Origin of the sequence: Sphaerimonospora sp. CA-214678 (assembly GCF_050942215.1) — a bacterium.
Lineage (GTDB): Bacteria > Actinomycetota > Actinomycetes > Streptosporangiales > Streptosporangiaceae > Sphaerimonospora.
This window is the reverse complement of sequence record NZ_CP192056.1, coordinates 2085034-2104025: the sequence shown is the minus strand read 5'-3', so window position 1 is coordinate 2104025 and position 18992 is coordinate 2085034. Positions and strand designations below refer to the sequence as shown.

At 71.2% G+C, this 18992-nt stretch carries 14 protein-coding genes; 6 read left to right on the top strand and 8 right to left on the bottom strand.

Translation table 11 applies throughout. The features are described from left to right. The first annotated feature begins 58 nt into the window (after positions 1-58). The gene (msrB, locus tag ACQP1K_RS09615; protein ID WP_433501529.1) at positions 59-460 is read left to right on the top strand and encodes a peptide-methionine (R)-S-oxide reductase MsrB; all 402 of its coding nucleotides are present in this window, start codon (positions 59-61) and stop codon (positions 458-460) included. A gap of 126 nt (positions 461-586) precedes the next feature. Here msrB and ACQP1K_RS09610 read toward each other — a convergent pair whose 3' ends face one another. From ACQP1K_RS09610 to hemG, 3 genes are all read right to left on the bottom strand, one after another. After that, a complete protein-coding gene (locus tag ACQP1K_RS09610; protein ID WP_433500517.1) occupies positions 587-1165 on the bottom strand; it encodes a hypothetical protein in 579 nt (192 codons plus the stop codon). A gap of 116 nt (positions 1166-1281) precedes the next feature. Continuing rightward, positions 1282-2001 (bottom strand): hydrogen peroxide-dependent heme synthase, encoded by a 720-nt coding sequence (hemQ, locus tag ACQP1K_RS09605; RefSeq protein WP_433500516.1) that lies wholly within the window; start codon positions 1999-2001, stop codon positions 1282-1284. After that, positions 1998-3446, bottom strand: coding sequence for a protoporphyrinogen oxidase (gene hemG, locus ACQP1K_RS09600; protein ID WP_433500515.1), 1449 nt, complete (start codon positions 3444-3446; stop codon positions 1998-2000). The genes hemQ and hemG overlap by 4 nt, the downstream gene beginning before the upstream one ends. A 117-nt stretch (positions 3447-3563) precedes the next feature. Here hemG and ACQP1K_RS09595 point away from each other — a divergent pair, with 117 nt between their 5' ends. After that, entirely contained in the window at positions 3564-4586 is a 1023-nt protein-coding gene (locus ACQP1K_RS09595) for a DUF4349 domain-containing protein (RefSeq protein ID WP_433500514.1), read from the top strand. Here ACQP1K_RS09595 and hemE read toward each other — a convergent pair. Next, complete coding sequence (gene hemE, locus ACQP1K_RS09590) at positions 4575-5612, bottom strand: uroporphyrinogen decarboxylase (RefSeq protein ID WP_433500513.1); 1038 nt, start codon at positions 5610-5612, stop codon at positions 4575-4577. The genes ACQP1K_RS09595 and hemE overlap by 12 nt on opposite strands. Before the next feature lie 397 nt (positions 5613-6009). Here hemE and ACQP1K_RS09585 point away from each other — a divergent pair, with 397 nt between their 5' ends. From ACQP1K_RS09585 to ACQP1K_RS09570, 4 genes are all read left to right on the top strand, one after another. Next, a complete protein-coding gene (locus tag ACQP1K_RS09585; protein ID WP_433500512.1) occupies positions 6010-6597 on the top strand; it encodes a DUF3000 domain-containing protein in 588 nt (195 codons plus the stop codon). A 3-nt stretch (positions 6598-6600) separates the two neighbouring features. Beyond that, the gene (locus tag ACQP1K_RS09580) at positions 6601-7824 is read left to right on the top strand and encodes an HRDC domain-containing protein (RefSeq protein WP_433500511.1); all 1224 of its coding nucleotides are present in this window, start codon (positions 6601-6603) and stop codon (positions 7822-7824) included. Positions 7825-7889: 65 nt separating this feature from the next. Next, a complete protein-coding gene (locus ACQP1K_RS09575) occupies positions 7890-9077 on the top strand; it encodes a thiolase family protein (RefSeq protein ID WP_433500510.1) in 1188 nt (395 codons plus the stop codon). After that, the gene (locus ACQP1K_RS09570; RefSeq protein ID WP_433500509.1) at positions 9074-11179 is read left to right on the top strand and encodes a 3-hydroxyacyl-CoA dehydrogenase NAD-binding domain-containing protein; all 2106 of its coding nucleotides are present in this window, start codon (positions 9074-9076) and stop codon (positions 11177-11179) included. The genes ACQP1K_RS09575 and ACQP1K_RS09570 overlap by 4 nt, the downstream gene beginning before the upstream one ends. Positions 11180-11295: 116 nt before the next feature. Here the strand turns inward: ACQP1K_RS09570 and ACQP1K_RS09565 are convergent, their stop codons facing one another. From ACQP1K_RS09565 to ACQP1K_RS09550, 4 genes are all read right to left on the bottom strand, one after another. Next, entirely contained in the window at positions 11296-13518 is a 2223-nt protein-coding gene (locus ACQP1K_RS09565) for an alpha/beta hydrolase (RefSeq protein ID WP_433500508.1), read from the bottom strand. Between the two features lie 457 nt (positions 13519-13975). Then, positions 13976-15454, bottom strand: coding sequence for an amino acid permease (locus tag ACQP1K_RS09560; RefSeq protein WP_433500507.1), 1479 nt, complete (start codon positions 15452-15454; stop codon positions 13976-13978). 68 nt (positions 15455-15522) lie between these two features. Next, positions 15523-17460: a 1-deoxy-D-xylulose-5-phosphate synthase gene (gene dxs / locus ACQP1K_RS09555; RefSeq protein WP_433500506.1), complete on the bottom strand. Its 1938-nt coding sequence runs from the start codon at positions 17458-17460 to the stop codon at positions 15523-15525. A gap of 299 nt (positions 17461-17759) precedes the next feature. Next, positions 17760-18965, bottom strand: coding sequence for an ROK family transcriptional regulator (locus ACQP1K_RS09550; protein WP_433501528.1), 1206 nt, complete (start codon positions 18963-18965; stop codon positions 17760-17762). Positions 18966-18992 lie beyond the last annotated feature (27 nt).

Genomic DNA, 18992 nt, shown 5'->3' with positions numbered 1-18992 from the left:
GGTGACGTCCGCCACGCGGCAGGTGATGACCGTCGAAACACGACTTAGGCTGGTGTTCATGGACAAGGTGATCAGGAGCGACGAGGAGTGGCGGGCCAGGCTGTCTCCGGAGGAGTACCAGGTGCTCCGGCAGGCGGGGACCGAACGGCCCTTCAGCGGTGAGTACGTCGACACCAAGACGGTCGGGGTCTACTCCTGCCGCGCCTGCGGCGCAGAACTGTTCCGTTCCGAGGCCAAGTTCGAGTCGCACTGCGGGTGGCCCTCGTTCTTCGAGCCGTCGGAGTCGGCGGCCGTGACGCTGCATCGGGACGACTCGCTGGGCATGAGCCGGGTGGAGGTCCGCTGCGCGCGGTGCGACTCCCACCTGGGCCACGTCTTCCACGGCGAGGGCTACCCGACCCCGACCGACGACCGCTACTGCATCAACTCGGTCTGCCTGACGCTCGCTCCCGCCGAGTGACCCGCCCGTCCTGCCGGGACGGTGTCCGTACGGGCGGGAGGTCCGGCCCCGGCGGTAGGGCCGTCGCCGGAGGAGCGGCCGCGCGGTCGCCGGCCGTCCGCCCTTCTCGTGATACGTCGCGCCCGCTCAGCGGGGCTTGGGGTGGGTCACCCGGCAGTCGTCATCGTCGGGGCCGAGGATGTTGGCGAGAACCGGATTGCCGTTCTCCCCGTGTTTCGCCTGCACGAAGACGACCGGGTCGCGCTCGCCCTGCTCCGCCAGGTACTCCAGGCCGCGCTCGCACAGCGTGATCGCGGCCTTGGAATCGCCGGCGCTCTCCGGCAGGTTCGTGTAGATCCGCAGGTAACGCCCGGTGGTCCTGATGTCGCGTACGCGCTTGGCCGTGCCGTCCTTCCACCGGTCGCGGAAGTAGGCCGTCGCCTTCTCGTCGGTGAACTTCGACGGACCGGACGCCTTGGCCGCTGACGCCGCCGACGCCGCCTTCGTCTCCGACCGTACGGTCGTCTCGACCACCGCCTCGACGGCGGCCGGTGTGGTGGTCTGCCGGGGCGAGGCCGTGGCCGGCGGGCCCGCCGCCGCGTGGAGGAGCGAACCGGCGACCGCGAAGCCTCCCCCGGCGGCGACGGTCACCCCGAGGGCGATGATCCGGGCCCTGGCGCGCCGCCTACGACGGCGCGCCCTGGAACGTGCCAGACGGCTCGACACTCTGCCTCACAATGACGGGAACGTTACGTCACAGTATGGCAAAGGATCGGCGATGACCAGTCTTGACTCCGGCATTCAGCGCAAGTGTCTCCACCACACTCCCCGCCCGGCCGGGATCAGGCCAGTCCGGCGACGAGCTCGCTGACCGGCTTGCGCACCCCGGTGTAGAACGGGATCTCCACCCGGGTGTGCCGCCTGGCCTCGGCCCCGCGCAGGTGACGCATGAGGTCGACGATGCGGTGCAGCTCGTCGGCCTCGAACGCGAGCATCCACTCGAAGTCGTTCAGCGCGAAGCAGGCGACCGTGTTGGCCCGCACGTCGGGATACTCCCGGGCCATCTTCCCGTGCTCGGCGAGCATCTCCCTGCGCTCGGAGTCCTCCAGCAGGTACCACTCCAGGGAGCGGACGAACGGATAGACGCAGACGAATCCCCTCGGCTGCTCCTCGGCCAGGAACGCCGGGATGTGCGACTTGTTGAACTCGGCCGGGCGGTGCAGCGCCATGGCCGACCACACCGGCTCGCTGGCCCGGCCCAGGGCCGTACGGCGGAAGCGGGTGTAGACGTCCTGCAGGTCCTCGGCCGCCGGGGCGTGCCACCAGAACATGAAGTCCGCGTCGGCCCGGAACCCGGCCACGTCGTAGCAGCCGCGGGTCACCACGTCCTTGCCCGCGGCCTGGGCGAGCAGCTCCTCGATCTCCTCGCCGAGGCTCTCCCTGGCCTCCGGCAACCGATCGCGGAGCCGGAAGACCGACCACATCGTGTAGCGGATGACGAGGTTGAGCTCGCGTGCCTTCGGGCGCGGGGCGGCTGAGGACTTGGTGCTGGACTCGGTCATGGCTCCATTCTGCCCTCGGGGGTGGCCGGGTCGGTCCGCGCCCCGGCACTCAGATGTTCGAGGACGCGGTCCGCCGCCGCGCGGCCGGTGGCCGCGCAGGCCGGGACTCCGACGCCGTCGTAGGCCGCGCCGCACACCGCCAGGCCGGGCTGTGCCACCACCGCCGCGCGGGCGCGGGCGACCCGGTCGAGGTGACCCACGTCGTACTGCGGCAGCGAACCTCCCCACCTCGTGACGCGCCTGTCGACCGGCAGCCCGCGCACCCCCGTGATCTCCGTCATCTCGTCCATCGCGAGGGCGGCCAGCTCGGCGTCGTCGCGCTGGAGGATCTTCTCCTCGCCCAGCCGGCCGATCGAGCAGCGCACGATGACCAGGTCGCGGCCGGCCTCGGCCAGGTGCGGCCACTTGGTCGTGGCGAACGTCGCCGCCTTCACCGGCCTGCCCTCGACAGCGGGCACCAGGTAGCCGCTGCCGCGCGGCATCCGGGGGAACGCCGTCCTGGGATAGGCGAGGGTGACGACGGCCATGCTGGAGTACTCGATCCGCGCCAGCTCGGCCGCCGCCCCGGGCACCTCCCGCTCCAGCAGCCGGGAGGCGGGCCGGGCCGGGACCGCGAGGATCACGGCGTCGGCGTCGATGGCCTCCTCCTCCCGGGTGGGACCGGCGATCAGCCGCCAGCCGGTCTCGGTGCGGACGAGCTCGCGGGCCATGGTGCCCGTACGTACGTCGGCGCCGGACGCCTTGGCCACCGCCTGCGGCAGGCTGCCCATCCCGTGCTTGAGCGTGGCGAACACCGGGCCGGCGTTCCCGGGGGCACCGGCCGCGATCGCGGAGGCGGCCCGCAGCAGCGACCGCTCGGTCCGCGCGACGGCGGCGACGCGGGGCATGGTCGCGTCCAGGGACAGCGTGTCGACGCGGCCCGCGTACACCCCGCCCAGCAGGGGCTCGATCAGCCGGTCGACCACCTCGCGCCCCATCCTGGCGCGGATGTACGCGGCGACGGAGACGTCGGTGTTCACGAGCGTCGGCGGGAGGACCAGGTCGAGCGGAACCCGGGCGAGGCCGCCGGGCGACAGGACGCCGGAGCGGGCGAGCGCGCCCAGGTCGGAGGGGACGCCCATCACGTGCCCGGCGGGCATGGCGCGCAGCGACCCGCGCGACAGGACGGCGGCCCGCGTGGTCCCGGGGTGGACGAGCGCGTCGCCGAGACCGGCCAGCCGCGCGAGCTCCCCTCCCTCCGGGCGCCGCGCCAGCATGGCCTCCGCACCCGCGTCGACCTCCACGCCGGCCACCTCGGAGGCGTACAGCTTGCCGCCGATCCGCGGGGCGCCCTCCAGAATCGTGATCTTGAGCCGGGCGTCGCCGCGGTTCAGGTGGAGGGCGGCGGCCAGGCCGGCGATGCCCGCGCCGACGATCACCACATGACGACCAGAGATCTCGTCCATACTCCAAAAGCTATCGGTCCCCGGGGCCGGGCCCCGCGCGGCCCGCCGTGACGGCATCGTGACGGCAACGTGATCGCCGGCACCGAACCGGCGAGGATCGTGGAGCGTGTGAAGGACATGACACGAATCCGGTATATCCGGTACGGCACGGCCGCCGTCGCCGCGATCATGGCCGTCGTCCTCGCGTCCGGCTGCGGCGGCGGCGAGTCCACCCTGCAGTCGACGGCCGGCGGCGCCGCCGCCGACCAGGCCGCGGCGGCCCCGGAGGCGGCGCGCCAGGAGGCGGTCTCCGAGACACGGGCCGATGGGCAGGCCTCCGACCGGCGGGCCGACGTCACGCCGGCCAACCGGTCGATCATCCACACGGCCCAGCTGACCGTCCGGGCGGCCGACGTGCCGGCGGCGGCGGACCGGGCCAAGACGATCGTGCTGGCCGCCGATGGCTACGTGGCCCAGGAGAAGATCGACTCCTACGGCCGCGAGGACCACGCGGTCATCACGTTCAAGGTGCCGCCGGAGCACTACCCCGGCGTGCTCTCCCGGCTCGGCCACGACCTCGGCAAGCGGGAGTCGATGCACCAGGGCACCGAGGACGTCACGGAGGAGGTCGCCGACGTCGAGAGCCGGGTGAAGTCGGCGCGTGCGACGCTCGACCAGTTCCGCACACTGCTGTCGAAGGCGAACAAGATCGGCGAGATCATGGAGATCGAGCGGGAGATCTCCAACCGGGAGGCCGAGCTGGAGTCGCTCCAGGCCAGGCAGAAGGCGCTGGCCGCGCGGACCGGCATGGCGACGATCACGCTCACGCTGATCCCCCAGGCGAAACCGGGAGCCCGGTCCGGCGAGCCGGAGGAGCGATCGGGCTTCCTGGCCGGGCTGAGCGCCGGCTGGCGCGCGTTCGTCGCCGCGGTCGAGATCGGCCTGACCGTGCTGGGCGTGCTGATGCCCTGGCTCGTCCTGGCGGTCGTGGTCTGGCTGGTCGTACGGGTGATCCTGCGTCGCTTCCGCCCGCGCCCCGGCTCCGCGCCGCGGCCCGACCCGCTCGTACCGGCCCCGCCCCGGCCGGTCGGCGCCCAGGGGGGCGCGCCGGAGCCGGCCGAGGCGGGACAGGGCGAGCAGCGGAGCGACTCAGCGGACTGAGACCTCGTGGACGAGGTCGGTGAGCCGGGCGAGCTGGTCGGGGTCGGTGGACGGGAGCACGCCGTGACCGAGGTTGAACACGTGCCCCTCCGCCACCCGGCCGCGGTCGAGCACCTCGCGGGCCCGCTCCTCGACGACCTCCCACGGGGCGAGCAGGATCGCCGGGTCGAGGTTGCCCTGCAGGGCCTTGCCCGCGCCCACCCGCAGCGCGGCCTCGTCGAGCGACACCCGCCAGTCGACGCCGACCACGTCGGCCCCCGCCTCGCCCATCAGGCCGAGCAGTTCGCCGGTGCCGACGCCGAAGTGGATCCGCGGGACGCCGAGGCCCGCCAGCCCCTCGAAGATCTTCCTCGTGTGCGGCAGCACGTACGTCCGGTAGTCGCGCGGGGCCACCGCGCCGACCCAGGAGTCGAAGAGCTGGGCCGCGGCGGCTCCCGCGTCGACCTGGACCCGAAGGAAGCCCAGCGTGATATCGGTGAGGCGGCCCATCAGCTCGTGCCACAGGTCCGGCTCGCCGTACATCATGGCCTTGGTGCGGTCGTGATTCTTGGAGGGCCCTCCCTCGATCAGGTAGGACGCGAGTGTGAAGGGCCCACCGGCGAAGCCGACCAGCGGCGTCGCGCCGAGCTCCTTGGTCAGCGCCCCGACCGCCTCGGTGACGTACAGCACGTCGTCCGGCTCCAGCGGACGCAGGGCGGCGACGCCGGCCCGGTCGCGCACCGGCGACCCCATGACCGGCCCAACGTTCGGTTTGATGTCGACGTCGACACCGATGGCCTTGAGCGGGACCACGATGTCGCTGAAGAAGATGGCCGCGTCCGTGCCGTACCGCCGGACCGGCTGCAAAGTGATCTCCACGACCAGGTCGGGCGTGGCGCAGGCGGTCAGCATCTCGATGCCCTCGCGCACCCGGCGGTACTCGGGCAGCGACCGGCCGGCCTGGCGCATGTACCAGACCGGGGTGTACGGCACGGGCCGGCGGAGACAGGCTCGTACGAAAACGGAATCAGCCGGGTGGGGATTCATTCCTCCAGCGTGCCATGTCCGGGGGGCGGTCTGTGCCCCGACCTCGGAAGGTCTGCGGGACGACGGCGCCGGCGGGTGTGCGCGAGCTCATCGCTCGGCAAAGTGTTCGCCAAATGACGGCTGACTTATCCTACTTTCGAGACACGCCGAGCGCGTTGCGGGGAAATGTCGGCGGGACGTGCCAACGTCGGATCAGTCCCAAGCGACCGACACGACCGTGGATCCGACGAGAGGCTCCGGAGCGATGACTTCGATGGGGAGTTCCACAGAACGCCGCACACCAGCCTGTACGGGAAGCGCCCTGATGTCCGAAATGGCCATAGCTTGACCGACACCCATGCCCCCCGCTGTCAGCCCCCTGCTTCGCGCACTGCCGAACTCGACCTACTCTTCGGTCATGACCCTCGGTGAACCACCGGCGCCTCCCGCCGTCTTCCGGCGTGCGCTGGAGACGCTACGGCCCGCCGAGGTGCGGCCGGAGATCGAGCTGGAGGAGATTCCGGCTCCCCAGCGGCTCGCGCCGTACTCGGGGGCGGTCGGCGCCTCCGTCTACCGCGACGACGACGAGCTCGCCGTCGGTCGGCTGATCATGCTGTTCGACCCGGACGGTCAGCGGGGCTGGGAGGGACCGTTCCGCCTCGTCGCCTACGTCCGGGCCGACATGGAACCGGAGATCACCTCAGACCCGCTGCTCGGACCGGTCGCCTGGAGCTGGCTCACCGAGGCGCTCGACTCGCACGGCGCGGCCTACGCCGCGGCCGGCGGCACGGTCACCCGGGCGGTGTCGGAGGGCTTCGGCAACAAGTCCGACGACCCCGTCAGCACCGAGCTGGAGCTGCGGGCCTCCTGGTCACCCCTTGACGAGAACCTGTCGCCGCACGTCGCCGCCTGGTGCGACCTGATGTGCCTGGCCGCGGGCATCCCGCCACTACCCCCCGATGTCGCCACCCTGCGTCCACGCACCGCTCATCCGAAAGCCCCGTAGCCCGTGATCGAACCAGAAGTCCAGCCACTGTTGGAGCCACGCGAGGGAATCCCCCCGGTAATCCAGGACGGGAGAGCCCTTGCCACCGTCATCGACGCCTTCGCCCGGGGCAGCGGGCCGGTCGCCGTCGACGCCGAACGCGCCTCGGGCTATCGCTACAGCGGCCGCGCCTACCTGGTCCAGCTGCGGCGGGCCGGGGCCGGCACCGCGCTGGTCGATCCGGTCACCTGTCCCGACCTGAGCGCGCTGGACCGGGCGCTGGCGGACACCGAGATCGTCCTGCACGCGGCCACCCAGGACCTGCCCTGCCTGACCGAGCTGGGCCTGCGGCCCCGGCGGCTGTTCGACACCGAGCTGGCCGGGCGGCTCCTGGGCTACGAGCGGGTCGGGCTCGGCACGATGGTGGAGCTCGTGCTCAGGCTGCGGCTGGAGAAGGGGTACTCCGCCGCCGACTGGTCGAGACGGCCCCTCCCCGAGGACTGGCTGCGCTACGCGGCTCTCGACGTCGAAGTGCTGATCGAGCTGCGCGACGCCCTGCACGCCGAGCTGGCCACCACGGGAAAGCTCGGGTGGGCGATGGAGGAGTTCTCCGCGGTCTTGGCGGCGCCGGCCGCCGCGCCGCGCAGCGACCCGTGGCGGCGCACCTCGGGCATCCACAAAGTGCGCTCGCTGCGCGGGCTCGCCGTGGTGCGCGAGCTGTGGACGCTGCGCGACAGGATCGCCCGGAACGCCGATCTCGCGCCCGGTCGCGTGCTGCCCGACTCCGCCATCGTGCAGGCTGCCCTCGACCAGCCGCGCACGACCAAGGCGCTCACCGACATCACCCCCTTCGTCGGCCGCGCCGCCCGCCGCCATCTCGACGACTGGCTCGCAGCCGTGACGCGGGCGCGCGGTCTGCCGGACGGCGCGCTCCCCCAGCCCGTCGGCCACGGCGACGGCCCTCCCCCGGCCAACCGGTGGGCCGACCGCGATCCCGCCGCCGCCCGGCGGCTGGTGGCCGCACGCACGGTCATGGCCGCCCTCTCCGACGAGCACCACATGCCGGCCGAGAACCTGCTCCAGCCCGATGCCGTACGCAGGCTCATGTGGGAGCCGCCCGCCGACGTCTCGGCGGAGGCGATCGCCGTACGGCTGCGCGAGCTGGGCGCCCGCGAGTGGCAGATCGCGCTGACCGCCCGCCCGCTCGCCGAGTCCCTCCAACGCCTTGAGATCAAGGGCGAGGTCTGAACCATTCCCCTATTCGGTTACCGCTCAGTAGCATTAGGGTTGAAGCTACCCATGAGTAGGAGCGAATGGTGCCTGCGTCCCGTGAAGTCGTCTTCATCGACGGCGTTCGGACGCCTTTCGGCAAGTCGGGTCCGAAGGGCCTGTACGCCGAGACGCGTGCCGACGACCTGGTAGTCCGCGTCATCCGCGAGTTGATGCGGCGCAACCCCGCCATCCCGCCGGAACGGGTGGACGAGGTCGCCATCGCGGCGACCACCCAGATCGGCGATCAGGGCCTGACCATCGGCCGGACGGCCGCCGTGCTCGCCGGCCTGCCCACGTCGGTGCCCGGCTACGCCATCGACCGGATGTGCGCCGGCGCGATGACCGCCGTCACCAACGTCGCCGGCGGCATCTCCTTCGGCGCCTACGACCTGGCCATCGCGGGCGGCGTCGAGCACATGGGGCGCCACCCGATGGGCGAGGGCGTCGACCCCAACCCCCGGTTCCTGTCCGAGCGGCTCGTCGACGGCTCGGCCCTGATCATGGGCATGACCGCGGAGAACCTGCACGACCGCTATCCGTCGATCACCAGGGAGCGGGCCGACGCCTACGCCGTCGCCTCCCAGGAGAAGGCGGTCAAGGCGTACGCCGACGGCAGGATCCAGCGCGACCTGGTGCCGACGGCGACCCGCAAGGCCGCCGAGGGCTGGGGCCTGGCCACGGTCGACGAGCCTCCCCGGCCCGGCACGACGCTGGAGGGCCTGCGCACGCTGAAGACGCCCTTCCGCGCGCACGGCCGGGTCACGGCGGGCAACGCCGCGGGACTCAACGACGGCGCCACCGGCTGCGTGGTGGCCGCCGAGGAGGTCGCCGCCGAGCTGGGGCTCACCCCGCGGATGCGCCTGGTCTCCTACGCCTTCGCCGGCGTGGACCCCGAGGTCATGGGCATCGGGCCGATCCCGTCCACGGAGCGTGCGCTGCGCCTGGCCGGGCTGACCGTCGGCGACATCGGTCTCTTCGAGATCAACGAGGCGTTCGCCGTACAGGTGCTCGCCTTCCTCGAGCACTTCGGCATCGCCGACGACGACCCGCGCGTCAACCCGTGGGGCGGCGCGATCGCGTTCGGCCACCCGCTCGCCTCCTCCGGCGTACGGCTGATGACCCAGCTCGCACGCCACTTCGCCGATCATCCGGACGTCAGGTACGGCATCACGACGATGTGCGTCGGCATGGGCATGGGCGGCACGGTCATCTGGGAGAACCTCGCATGAGCGACATCGAGAATTACAGGTCCCTCCTCGCCGGGAAGAACGCCGACGAGGTCGTCACCAAGGCGCTCGTACGCGACGTCGAGCTGCCGTACGGCGCGGGCACGATGGCGCTGATCACGCTGGACAACGGTTTCGACCACACCAAGCCCAACACGTTCGGCCCGCACGGCCTGCTCGGGCTGGACGAGGCCCTGGACGGCATCGCGGCCAGGTCGGACGTCGCGGCCGTCGGCGTCGTCGGCAAGCCGTTCGTCTTCGCGGTCGGGGCCGACCTCAAGGGCGCCGCCGCGGTCGCCACCCGGGAGGAGGCCCACGCGATCGGCGCGCTGGGCCATCACGTCTTCCGCCGCCTCGGAGAGCTGGGCGTGCCGTCGTTCGCCTTCGTGAACGGCGCGGCCATGGGCGGCGGGCTGGAGATCGCCCTGCACTGCACGTACCGCACCGTGTCGTCCGGCGTCCCGGCGATCGCGCTGCCCGAGTGCTTCCTCGGCCTGGTCCCCGGCTGGGGCGGCACGCAGCTGCTCCCGCGCCTGATCGGCCCGGAGAAGGCCATCAAGCTGATCATCGAGAACCCGCTGTCGCAGAACCGGATGATCAAGGGACGGGACGCGTACGAGCTCGGCGTCGCCGACGCGATGTTCGAGCCCGCCGACTTCCTGGAGGAGTCGCTGCGCTGGGCCGCCCGGGTGCTGCAGGGCGAGGTGACCGTCGACCGCCCGGCGCACACCGACGCCGACTGGACCCCGGTGATCGAGCAGGCGCGCACGCTCGTCGACCTCAAGCTGCGCGGCGCCTCACCCGCCCCCTACCGTGCGCTCGACCTCATCGCCCTGGCTCGTACGGCCTCGCGCGACGAGGGCTTCGCCGCCGAGGACGAGGCGCTGGCCGACCTGCTCATGGGCGACGAGCTGCGGGCCGGGCTGTACGCCTTCGACCTGGTCCAGCGGCGGGCCAAGCGACCGGCGGGGGCGCCCGACAAGGCGCTGGCCCGCCCGGTCACCAAGGTCGGCGTGGTGGGCGCGGGGCTGATGGCCTCGCAGCTCGCGCTGCTGTTCGCACGGCGGCTGGAGGTGCCGGTCGTGCTGACCGACCTCGATCAGGAGCGTCTGGACAAGGGCGTCGGCCATGTGCACGCCGAGGTGGACAGGCTGCACGCCAAGGGCAGGATCTCCGCCGACCAGGTGAACCGGCTGAAGGGCCTGGTCACCGGGTCGCTGACCAAGGACGCCTTCGCCGACGCCGACTTCGTCATCGAGGCCGTCTTCGAGGACCTCGGGGTGAAGCGGAAGGTGTTCGCCGAGGTCGAGGAGGTCGTCGCGCCGACCTGCGTGCTCGCCACCAACACCTCGTCGCTGTCGATCACCGAGATCGCCGCCGGGCTGCGTCACCCCGAGCGGGTCGTCGGCTTCCACTTCTTCAACCCGGTGGCCGTGCTGCCGCTGCTGGAGATCGTGCGCGGGGCCGCCACCGACGACGCGACGCTGGCCACGGCCTTCGCCGTCGGCAAGTCGCTGAAGAAGTCGTCCGTGCTGGTCAAGGACGCCCCCGCGTTCGTCGTCAACCGGCTGCTCACCCGGTTCACGGGCGAGGTGACGGCGGCGGTCGACGAGGGCACTCCGCTCGAGGTCGCCGATCACGCCCTCGACTCCCTCGGCCTGCCGATGACGCCGTTCACGCTGCTCCAGCTCGTCGGCCCGGCGGTCGCGCTGCACGTCGCCGAGACCATGCACGCGGCGTTCCCCGACCGGTTCCATGTGTCGGAGAACCTGGCCAAGCTGGTCGCGGCGGGCAAGCCCGGCGTCTACGGGGCCGACTTCCAGATCGACCCCGAGGTGCGGGCCATGTTCGAGGGCGGAGACCGCCCCTCCACGGCCGACGAGGTGCGGCTGCGCGCGCTGCGCGCACTCGCCGAGGAGACCCGGCTCATGCTCGACGAGGGCGTGGTGGCGGCCCCGCAGGACATCGACCTGTGCATGATCCTCGGCGCGGGCTGGCCGTTCCACACCGGCGGCATCACGCCGTACCTGGACAGGACCGGCATCTCGGCAGAGGTCACCGGCTCCCGCTTCCTGGAGCCCGGCGTGGCCTCCGTGCCGGCCTGACACGTCGGGCGGCCCGGCGCGGCGCCTGCCGCGGAAACGGCACGCGCCGCGCCGGGTGGCCCGCCCAGGCCCCCGGCACGGCGCGGCCATCCGTGGTGTCGCGCGTAAGCCGCTGGTCAGCGCTTGAACAGCCGCGGCGCCAGGTCGATGAGGTTCTTCTGCCACACGTCCCAGCCGTGCGGTCCGGGGGTCACCCCGTCGAACTCGTAGCGGATGCCGAGGCTGTCCAAGGTGGGCAGGGACGCCATGAAGAACGGCTGCACGAAGTCGGTCTGGTCGCCGACGTACAGGCGCAACATCGTGGTCCCGTTGTTGATCGCCGCCGCGTCGACGCCGTCGCCGCTGCCGAACCAGGACGAGAACGCCGCGATGTAGGCGAACTCGCCCGGATGCGCCTTGAGCACCCCGAGCGTCTGCACACCGCCCATCGAGAGGCCGGCGAGTGCCTGCCGCGACGGATCGCTGGAGATGTTGTAGCGGGCGCGGGCCGCCGGGACGATGTTCTCCAGCAGTTCCCTGTTGAAGTCGAACACGTTGCCGTTGCCCATCACGACCACCATCGGCACCAGCTTCCCGTCGAGGAACTGGTGGTCGAGGATCTGCTTGGCGCGTCCCATCTCGACCCAGTCCGTGTAGCTCTGGCCGCTGCCGTGCTGGAGGTAGAGGACGGGGTACGGCTCAGCGCGGCCGGGGTCGTACCCGGGCGGGGTCCACACCAGCGCGGTCCGGTCCTCATTCGCCACGTCGCTCCGGTACGTCAGGCTCTCGACCTTCCCGCCCTGACCGTCCGCGACGTCCGAGAGCAGGCGTGATCTCTCACCTGGAATGAAGAAGGAGCTCCAGTTCGGCTCGGAAGTCACCTTCGTCGGGTTCGACGTGTCCTTGACCGCGACCCCGTCCACGATCGGCTGGTAGTAGTAGAACCACGGGTCCAGCGGGCCCATGGTCACCCGCCACCGGTCGCCCTGACGGGTCATCGGGATGCGCAGCCAGCTCCCGCCGGGAGCCACGTTGGCCCAGAGCGTGACGTGCCGGGCGTCCTTGAAGTCGGTCGTGGTCTCGAAGGTGACGAAGCCGTCCTCGGTCAGGAACGGGGTCGGGGTGGTGCCGGCCGCCGGCGGGTCGAACTCGCCCTTCAGCGGCCCGTGACCGGCGCTCGGACCATGATCCGGCACCGTACGGAAAAGCCGCGGCACGAAATCGATCAGGTTCTCCTGCCAGGCGTTCCAGTTCGCCCCCGCGTCGGGGTTGACCCCGTCGAACTCGTAGTCGATGCCGGCGTCGTCCAGCGCCTTCGTCAGGCGGTCGGTCGCGTTGTACGCGGGATCGGTCACGTTCCCGGTGTACAGACGCACCAGCTCGACGTTCTTGTTGATCGCCTTCGCGTTCGCCCGGCCGACGCCGTCCTCCAGAAGACCGGAGAACGAGCCGGCGTAGGCGAACCGTCCCGGGGTGGTCAGAGCCGCACGCAGCGCCCTCGTGCCGCCCTCGGACACACCGGCGACGGCCTGGTGCTTCGGGTCGCGGAGGACGTGGTAGTTGTCCGCCACCGCCTTCCGGAGATCCTTCAGCGCCCTGTCGTCGTCCAGCCCGTCGCTGATCACGACCACCATCGGCTCCATGGCGTTCTGAGCCGACAGGTTGTCGAGGATCTGCCTGGCCCTGCCCAGGTCGAGCCAGTCGGTGGCGGCCCCGTCATCGCCGGACTGCAGGAACAGCACCGGATACCCCTTGGGGGCCTTGGGCGCCCTGGGGTCCTCATGCGCTCTGGGACCCTTGGGCGCCTCGGGTGCCCTGGGAGCCTTGGCCCGGTACCCCGGCGGCGTCCACACCAGAGCCGACCGCTCCTTGTCCTTCACGCGATAGGTCAGGGTCTCGACCTCGCCGCCCTGCCCCTGAGGCACGTCGGCGAGCAGGCGCGCCGAGTCGCCCGCGACGAAGAACGTGCTCCACAGCGGCTTGGACGCCACGCCGGTGTCGTTCGTCGGATCCTTGAGACTCTTGGTGTCGTCACCCGTGATCTGGTAGTGGTACAGCCCCGGCTTGAGCGGGCCGAGGGCCCCCCACCAGAGGTCGCCCCGGCGGGTCAGGCCGTACTCCGCCCAGGCGAAGGAGGGGCCGAAGTTCCCCTCGACCGCCAGCTGCGACACCTGGCCCATGCTGGCCTCGATGTAGGCCGCCGGCACACTGATCGACAGGTAACCGTCATCCGAAACGTCCAGCCACGGTGTGTCCGCCGCCGCCGGCCCGGGCGCGACGAGAGCCGCCGAGACCGCCATGGCTCCGGCGGCGATCACCGCCGATAACCGGCGCACGCCGCCCTGATGGAATAACGTCATACCGAAACTCCCTTAATGGCCTGCGGCGGTCGGCGCGACCAAGCGATTTGTCACATGCCTGAAAAGGGGCATGGATTCTATGCCTGGACTCCGTCGTCATGAGAGCGTTCACTCTCTGCAGCCGCGAGCGTTATCAGTCGCGAATTCCGCCAAATCAAGGTAATTGATATCGTTTGGAAACACAAGACTGTTTCCGCCTCTCCACATGCCGGCCGTACGCCCTGAAACGTCTTCGGGTCCCCGTCCTCACAAGAGCGCGGAGGTCACACTCATCGGCGATCGGTAAAGCGCGGCCCCGGTTCCGTCGACCGTGACGAGGAGAAGGGGCCGGGACGTGGAAAGGGCGCGCGATGAACCGCTCGCCCATGGAGACGGCGGGTGAGCGGCGCTTTCCCCCACCATCGGGACCACTACGGTTTCACCGGCCGCCGCACCGCTGTCGCGGCCCGGTGACGGCTCATCGTTCGAGGGCCGGCTCCGGCACGGTGGCGGACACCCGGCTGCGGCGGTAGCCGTACAGGAAGTAGACGCCCGCTCCGACGATCATCCAGACGACGAACCGCAGCCAGGTCTCGATCGGCAGATTGAGCATCAGGTAGAGCGAGGCGAGCACCGAGAAGACGGGCACCACCGGCACCCACGGCGTGCGGAACGCGCGCGGCAGGTCGGGCCGCGTCCGGCGCAGGATCAGCACGGCGATCGCGACCACGACGAAGGCGAAAAGCGTGCCGATGTTGACGAGCTGCGCGATCGCGCTGAGCGGGATCAGCGCGGCGAGCAGCGCGGTCGCGCCGCCGATGACGACCGTGATCCGGTAGGGCGTGCGGAACCGGGGGTGGACCCGGGCCAGGGAACGCGGCAGCAGGTTGTCGCGGCACATGGCGAACAGCACCCGGCTCTGGCCCAGCATGAGGATCATCACGACCGTGGTGAGCCCGGCGATGGCGCCGACACTGATCATCGTGGCGAGCCAGGGCTCCCCGACGGCGCGGAAGGCGTCGGCCAGCGGGGCCGACTCACTGAGCGTGGAGTAGTGCTGCATGCCGACGACCACGAGGGAGACCGCGACGTAGAGCAGCGTACAGACCGCGAGCGAGGCGATGATGCCGATCGGCAGATCGCGCTGCGGGTCGCGGGTCTCCTCCGCGGCGGTCGCGACGACGTCGAACCCGATGTAGGCGAAGAACACCAGCGCCGCCGCGGTGAAGATGCCGAAGACTCCGTACGCCACGGGCGTCACGCCGAACACGACCTGGATGAGCGGGGCGGCCAGCCCGTGGTCGGCCGGCACCTCGTGGGGCGGCGGGATGAAGGGCCGGTAGTTCTCGCCCTTCACGAAGAACAGGCCGGCCACGATCACGATCAGGACCACGACCAGCTTGACCGCCACCATGACGCCGTTGAAGCGGGCGGACATCTTGATCCCGGCGACCAGTACGGCCGTGAGCAGCAGCACGATCACCGCGGCCGGCACGTTGACGACCGCGTGGTCGCCGGCGATCGACTCCGGCAGACGGATCCCGAAGTTCTTCAGCAGCGATGTGAAGTAGCCCGACCACCCGGCGGCCACCACCGCGCCGCCGAGGGCGAGCTCAAGCATCAGATCCCAGCCGATGATCCAGGCCGGGAACTCCCCGATCGTCGCGTAGGAGAACGTGTAGGCGGAGCCCGCCACCGGCACCGTGGAGGCGAACTCCGCGTAGCACAGCGCCGCCAGCCCGCACACGACGGCCGCGATCACGAAGGAGATCGCGACGGCCGGGCCGGCCGCCTGGCGGGCGGCCACGCCGGTCAGCACGAAGATCCCGGTGCCGACGATGACGCCGATGCCGAAGACGGTCAGATCGAGGGCGGACAGGCTCCGTCTCAACCGGTGCTCGCCGCCCTCGGCGTCGGCGATGGACTGCTCGACCGGTTTCGTCCGGAAAACTCTCATCCGCAGGCTCCTCGTAAGGTCGCTGACCTGCAGACTTCCCGGAAATCGGGGGTTTTACTCGTGGTTTGTCAGTCCGTCGGCTGGACCTGTCGTGAAGGTTGCCCCTCCAGCATGGGCGAGCGCAGCGCGACCGCTTCGGTGATCTTCCTGGCGATGCCCTGCCCGGTGAGGCCGATCTCGGACAGGATCTTCGGCCGCTTGGCGTGGTCGAGGAACCGCTGCGGGATGCCGTACGTGCGCACCGGCACGTCGACGTCCGCGTCGCGCAGCAGGCGGGCCACGGCGTCGCCGACGGCGCCGACCCTGCCGTTGTCCTCCACCACGGCGACCAGCTTGTGCGCCGCAGCGGCGCCGATCAGCGCCTCGTCCAGCGGTCTGACCCAGCGTGGGTCGACCACCGTGGTCGAGATGCCCTGGGCGTCGAGCAGCACGGCCGCCTCCAGGCAGGCCCCGGCCATCGGGCCGACGGCGACGATCAGCACGTCGGCCCCGCCGGCCAGCCGCGCCTCCGCCCCGCGGAAGCGCAGCACGTCCATGCCGCCGATCTCGCCGACGGACTCGACCTCGGGCGCCACGGCGCCCTTGGGATAGCGCAGTGCGGTGGGCCCGTCCGACACCGCGACGGCCTCACCCAGCAGCTCACGCAGCCGTACGGCGTCACGCGGCACGGCGACCCGCAGCCCGGGGACGATCTGGAGGATCGACAGGTCCCACATCCCGTTGTGGCTGGGCCCGTCGTCGCCGGTCACCCCGGAGCGGTCGAGCACGACGGTGACGGGCAGCCGGTGCAGCGCCACGTCCATCAGGAGCTGGTCGAAGGCCCGGTTGAGGAACGTCGAGTAGACCGCCACGACCGGGTGCAGACCACCCATGGCGAGGCCGGCTGCGCTGGTCAGGGCGTGCTGCTCGGCGATGCCGACGTCGTAGATGCGGTCGGGGTAGGCCGCGGCGAAGGGGGCGAGCCCGACGGGGTGCAGCATCGCCGCCGTGATGCCGACGATGTCGTCCCGCTCGGCGCCGAGCCGCACCAGCTCCTCGCTGAACACGTTGGTCCAGCCGTGCGGCTTGGGCCGCTCCTCTCCCGTGACCGGGTTGAAGGGGCCCGGTCCGTGGAAGCAGTCCTCGTCGTGGTTCTCCGCGTGCGCGTAGCCGTGCCCCTTGCGTGTGAGCACGTGCACGATGACCGGCCCCCCGAACGCCCTGGCCCGGCGCAGGGCGGCCTCCACGGCCGGCTCGTCGTGGCCGTCGATCGGGCCGACGTACTTGAGCCCGAGGTCCTCGAACAGGACCTGCGGCGTCAGAATGTCCTTGACGCCCTTCTTGATCCCGTGCAGCGTCTCGTAGATCGGCGCGCCGACCACGGGCACCCTGCCGAGGTTGTTCTTCACCAGCTCCAGCGCCTGCTCGTAGCCCTGGGTCATGCGCAGCGACGACAGGTGCGAGGCGAGGCCGCCGATGGTCGGTGAGTAGGAACGGCCGTTGTCGTTCACCACGATGATCAGCGGCAGGTCCTTGCCGGCCGCGATGTTGTTCAGCGCCTCCCAGGCCATGCCGCCGGTGAGCGCCCCGTCGCCGATCACGGCGACCACCTTGCGGCCGGTCTCACCGCGCAGGCGGAAGGCCTTGGCCAGGCCGTCGGCGTAGGACAGCGCGGTCGAGGCGTGGGAGTTCTCGACCAGGTCGTGCTCGGACTCCGCCCGGCTCGGATAGCCCGACAGCCCGCCCTCCTGGCGCAGCGTGTCGAAGTCGCCGGCCCGGCCCGTCAGCATCTTGTGCACGTACGCCTGGTGGCCGGTGTCGAAGATGACGGGATCGCGCGGCGAGTCGAAGACCCGGTGCAGGGCGATGGTCAGCTCCACGACACCGAGGTTGGGGCCGAGGTGGCCGCCGGAGCGCGACACGGATGCGACCAGCAGCTCGCGGATCTCCTCCGCCAGCGTGGGCAGCTCGCCGGCCTCCAGCCGCTTGACGTCGAGCGGGTCCTTGATCGTCTCCAGAATCCCCACCAGTCTTCCTCTCCCGCTCGCCGTCGAACAGACACGCAGTCTAATTCGCGGGAGCGCTCGCCACTTCTGGGCCTGCGCTGAATCTTGACACACTCCCCGCGAATCCCTTTGATCTGGCTTTGCCCCTACGTCACTTCCGTACTCCCCAGCCCATGCCGGCCACCTCTCGACAGTCCCAACGTTTCACGGAGCGGGGAGTTCCGCCAGGCATCGCCGGACAGCGGCACGCGCGCCTTCCGCCTCCCGGGCGTCTCTGTCGTCCCCTGCGTCCCGGGGCTCGCGAGGGAGGCCGGGAGACGCTACGAGGGCGCGAGGCGCGCCAGCGCTTCCAGGGGGTCGGCGAGGACCCGGGCGAAGGCCAGCTCGGCCGCCCCCATCAGGGTGGCGTCGTCGCCGAGGGCCGACGTACGCAGCCGGAGCCGCTCCTTGGACGCGATCAGGGTCGTGGTGTTGATCTGGCTCCTGATCTGGGCGGCCGCCCCCAGGTAGAGCTCCTTGAGCACCCCACCGAAGATCACCATCTCCGGATTGAAGATCTTGACGAGGTTGGCGACGCCGAGGCCGAGCCAGTCGCCCACGCGATGCAGGGCGTCCTGCGCCCCGATGTCGCCGCGATCGGCGGCATCGATCACCACGCGTACGGCCTCGCCACCGATGGCCTGTCCGTACCGGCCGGCATGCTCCATCAGCGCGCGCTCCCCCACCTCGGCCTCCAGGCAGCCGCGCGATCCGCACGCGCACAGACGCCCACCCGGATTTATGATCATATGCCCGACCTCGCCACCGTAGCCGCCCAGGCCGCCGAGGAGCCGTCCGTTCACGATGATCCCGCCGCCGATGCCCACGTCGCCGTGCAGGTAGATGAGATCCCGGCAGCCGACGCCGACGCCACGCGCCTGCTCCGCGAGCGCCCCCAGGTCTCCGTCGTTGCCGACCGCGACGTTCAGGCCGATCGCGAGCCGTTTCGTCAGCTCCTCGCCGAACGGCGCGTCCTCGAAGCCGATGTTCGGCCCGAACCTGACGACCCCGTCCGTACGGCCGACGGCGCCGCAGACGGCGGCCGCCGCCCCCACGCAGATCGTGTCCGGCCGGGTCCTGCGGCGCATCTGCCTGACGAACCCGGCGAGCGCGGCGACGACCTCGTCCATGCCGAACCCGTGGCGCGGCCGGACCGTCTGACGGCGGTCCAGGATCGCCCCGCCCAGGCCGACCCGGGCCGCGACCAGCCGGTCGACTCCGACGTCGAAGGCGAACACGTAGACACGCGCCGACTCCGGCAGCACGACCAGCGAGGGCCGCCCGGCCCGGCCGGTGTCCCTGGGCAGCTCCTCGCGTACCAGTCCGGCCGCCGTGAGATCGGCGGTGAGCGCCATGATGGTGCTGCGGTTCAGCCCCATGAGGTTGGTCAGCTCCGCACGCGACGTCGGCCCCGCGAGATGGACGTGGCGCAGCAGCGTGCCGAGGTTATGCTTGCGGATCTCCTCCTGGGAGGGACCTGCACGCATCATGGACGGCCTCGGATTCCGTATGGG

Excerpts from the sequence above, each read along its gene's own strand:
- ACQP1K_RS09570 (WP_433500509.1), top strand. The coding sequence starts at position 9,074 with ATGAGCGACATCGAGAATTACAGGTCCCTCCTCGCCGGGAAGAACGCC.
- hemQ (WP_433500516.1), bottom strand. The coding sequence starts at position 2,001 with ATGACCGAGTCCAGCACCAAGTCCTCAGCCGCCCCGCGCCCGAAGGCA.
- hemE (WP_433500513.1), bottom strand. The coding sequence starts at position 5,612 with ATGAATCCCCACCCGGCTGATTCCGTTTTCGTACGAGCCTGTCTCCGC.
- ACQP1K_RS09585 (WP_433500512.1), top strand. The coding sequence starts at position 6,010 with ATGACCCTCGGTGAACCACCGGCGCCTCCCGCCGTCTTCCGGCGTGCG.
- ACQP1K_RS09560 (WP_433500507.1), bottom strand. The coding sequence starts at position 15,454 with ATGAGAGTTTTCCGGACGAAACCGGTCGAGCAGTCCATCGCCGACGCC.
- hemG (WP_433500515.1), bottom strand. The coding sequence starts at position 3,446 with ATGGACGAGATCTCTGGTCGTCATGTGGTGATCGTCGGCGCGGGCATC.
- ACQP1K_RS09565 (WP_433500508.1), bottom strand. The coding sequence starts at position 13,518 with ATGACGTTATTCCATCAGGGCGGCGTGCGCCGGTTATCGGCGGTGATC.
- ACQP1K_RS09550 (WP_433501528.1), bottom strand. The coding sequence starts at position 18,965 with ATGCGTGCAGGTCCCTCCCAGGAGGAGATCCGCAAGCATAACCTCGGC.
- ACQP1K_RS09575 (WP_433500510.1), top strand. The coding sequence starts at position 7,890 with ATGGTGCCTGCGTCCCGTGAAGTCGTCTTCATCGACGGCGTTCGGACG.
- msrB (WP_433501529.1), top strand. The coding sequence starts at position 59 with ATGGACAAGGTGATCAGGAGCGACGAGGAGTGGCGGGCCAGGCTGTCT.
- ACQP1K_RS09595 (WP_433500514.1), top strand. The coding sequence starts at position 3,564 with ATGACACGAATCCGGTATATCCGGTACGGCACGGCCGCCGTCGCCGCG.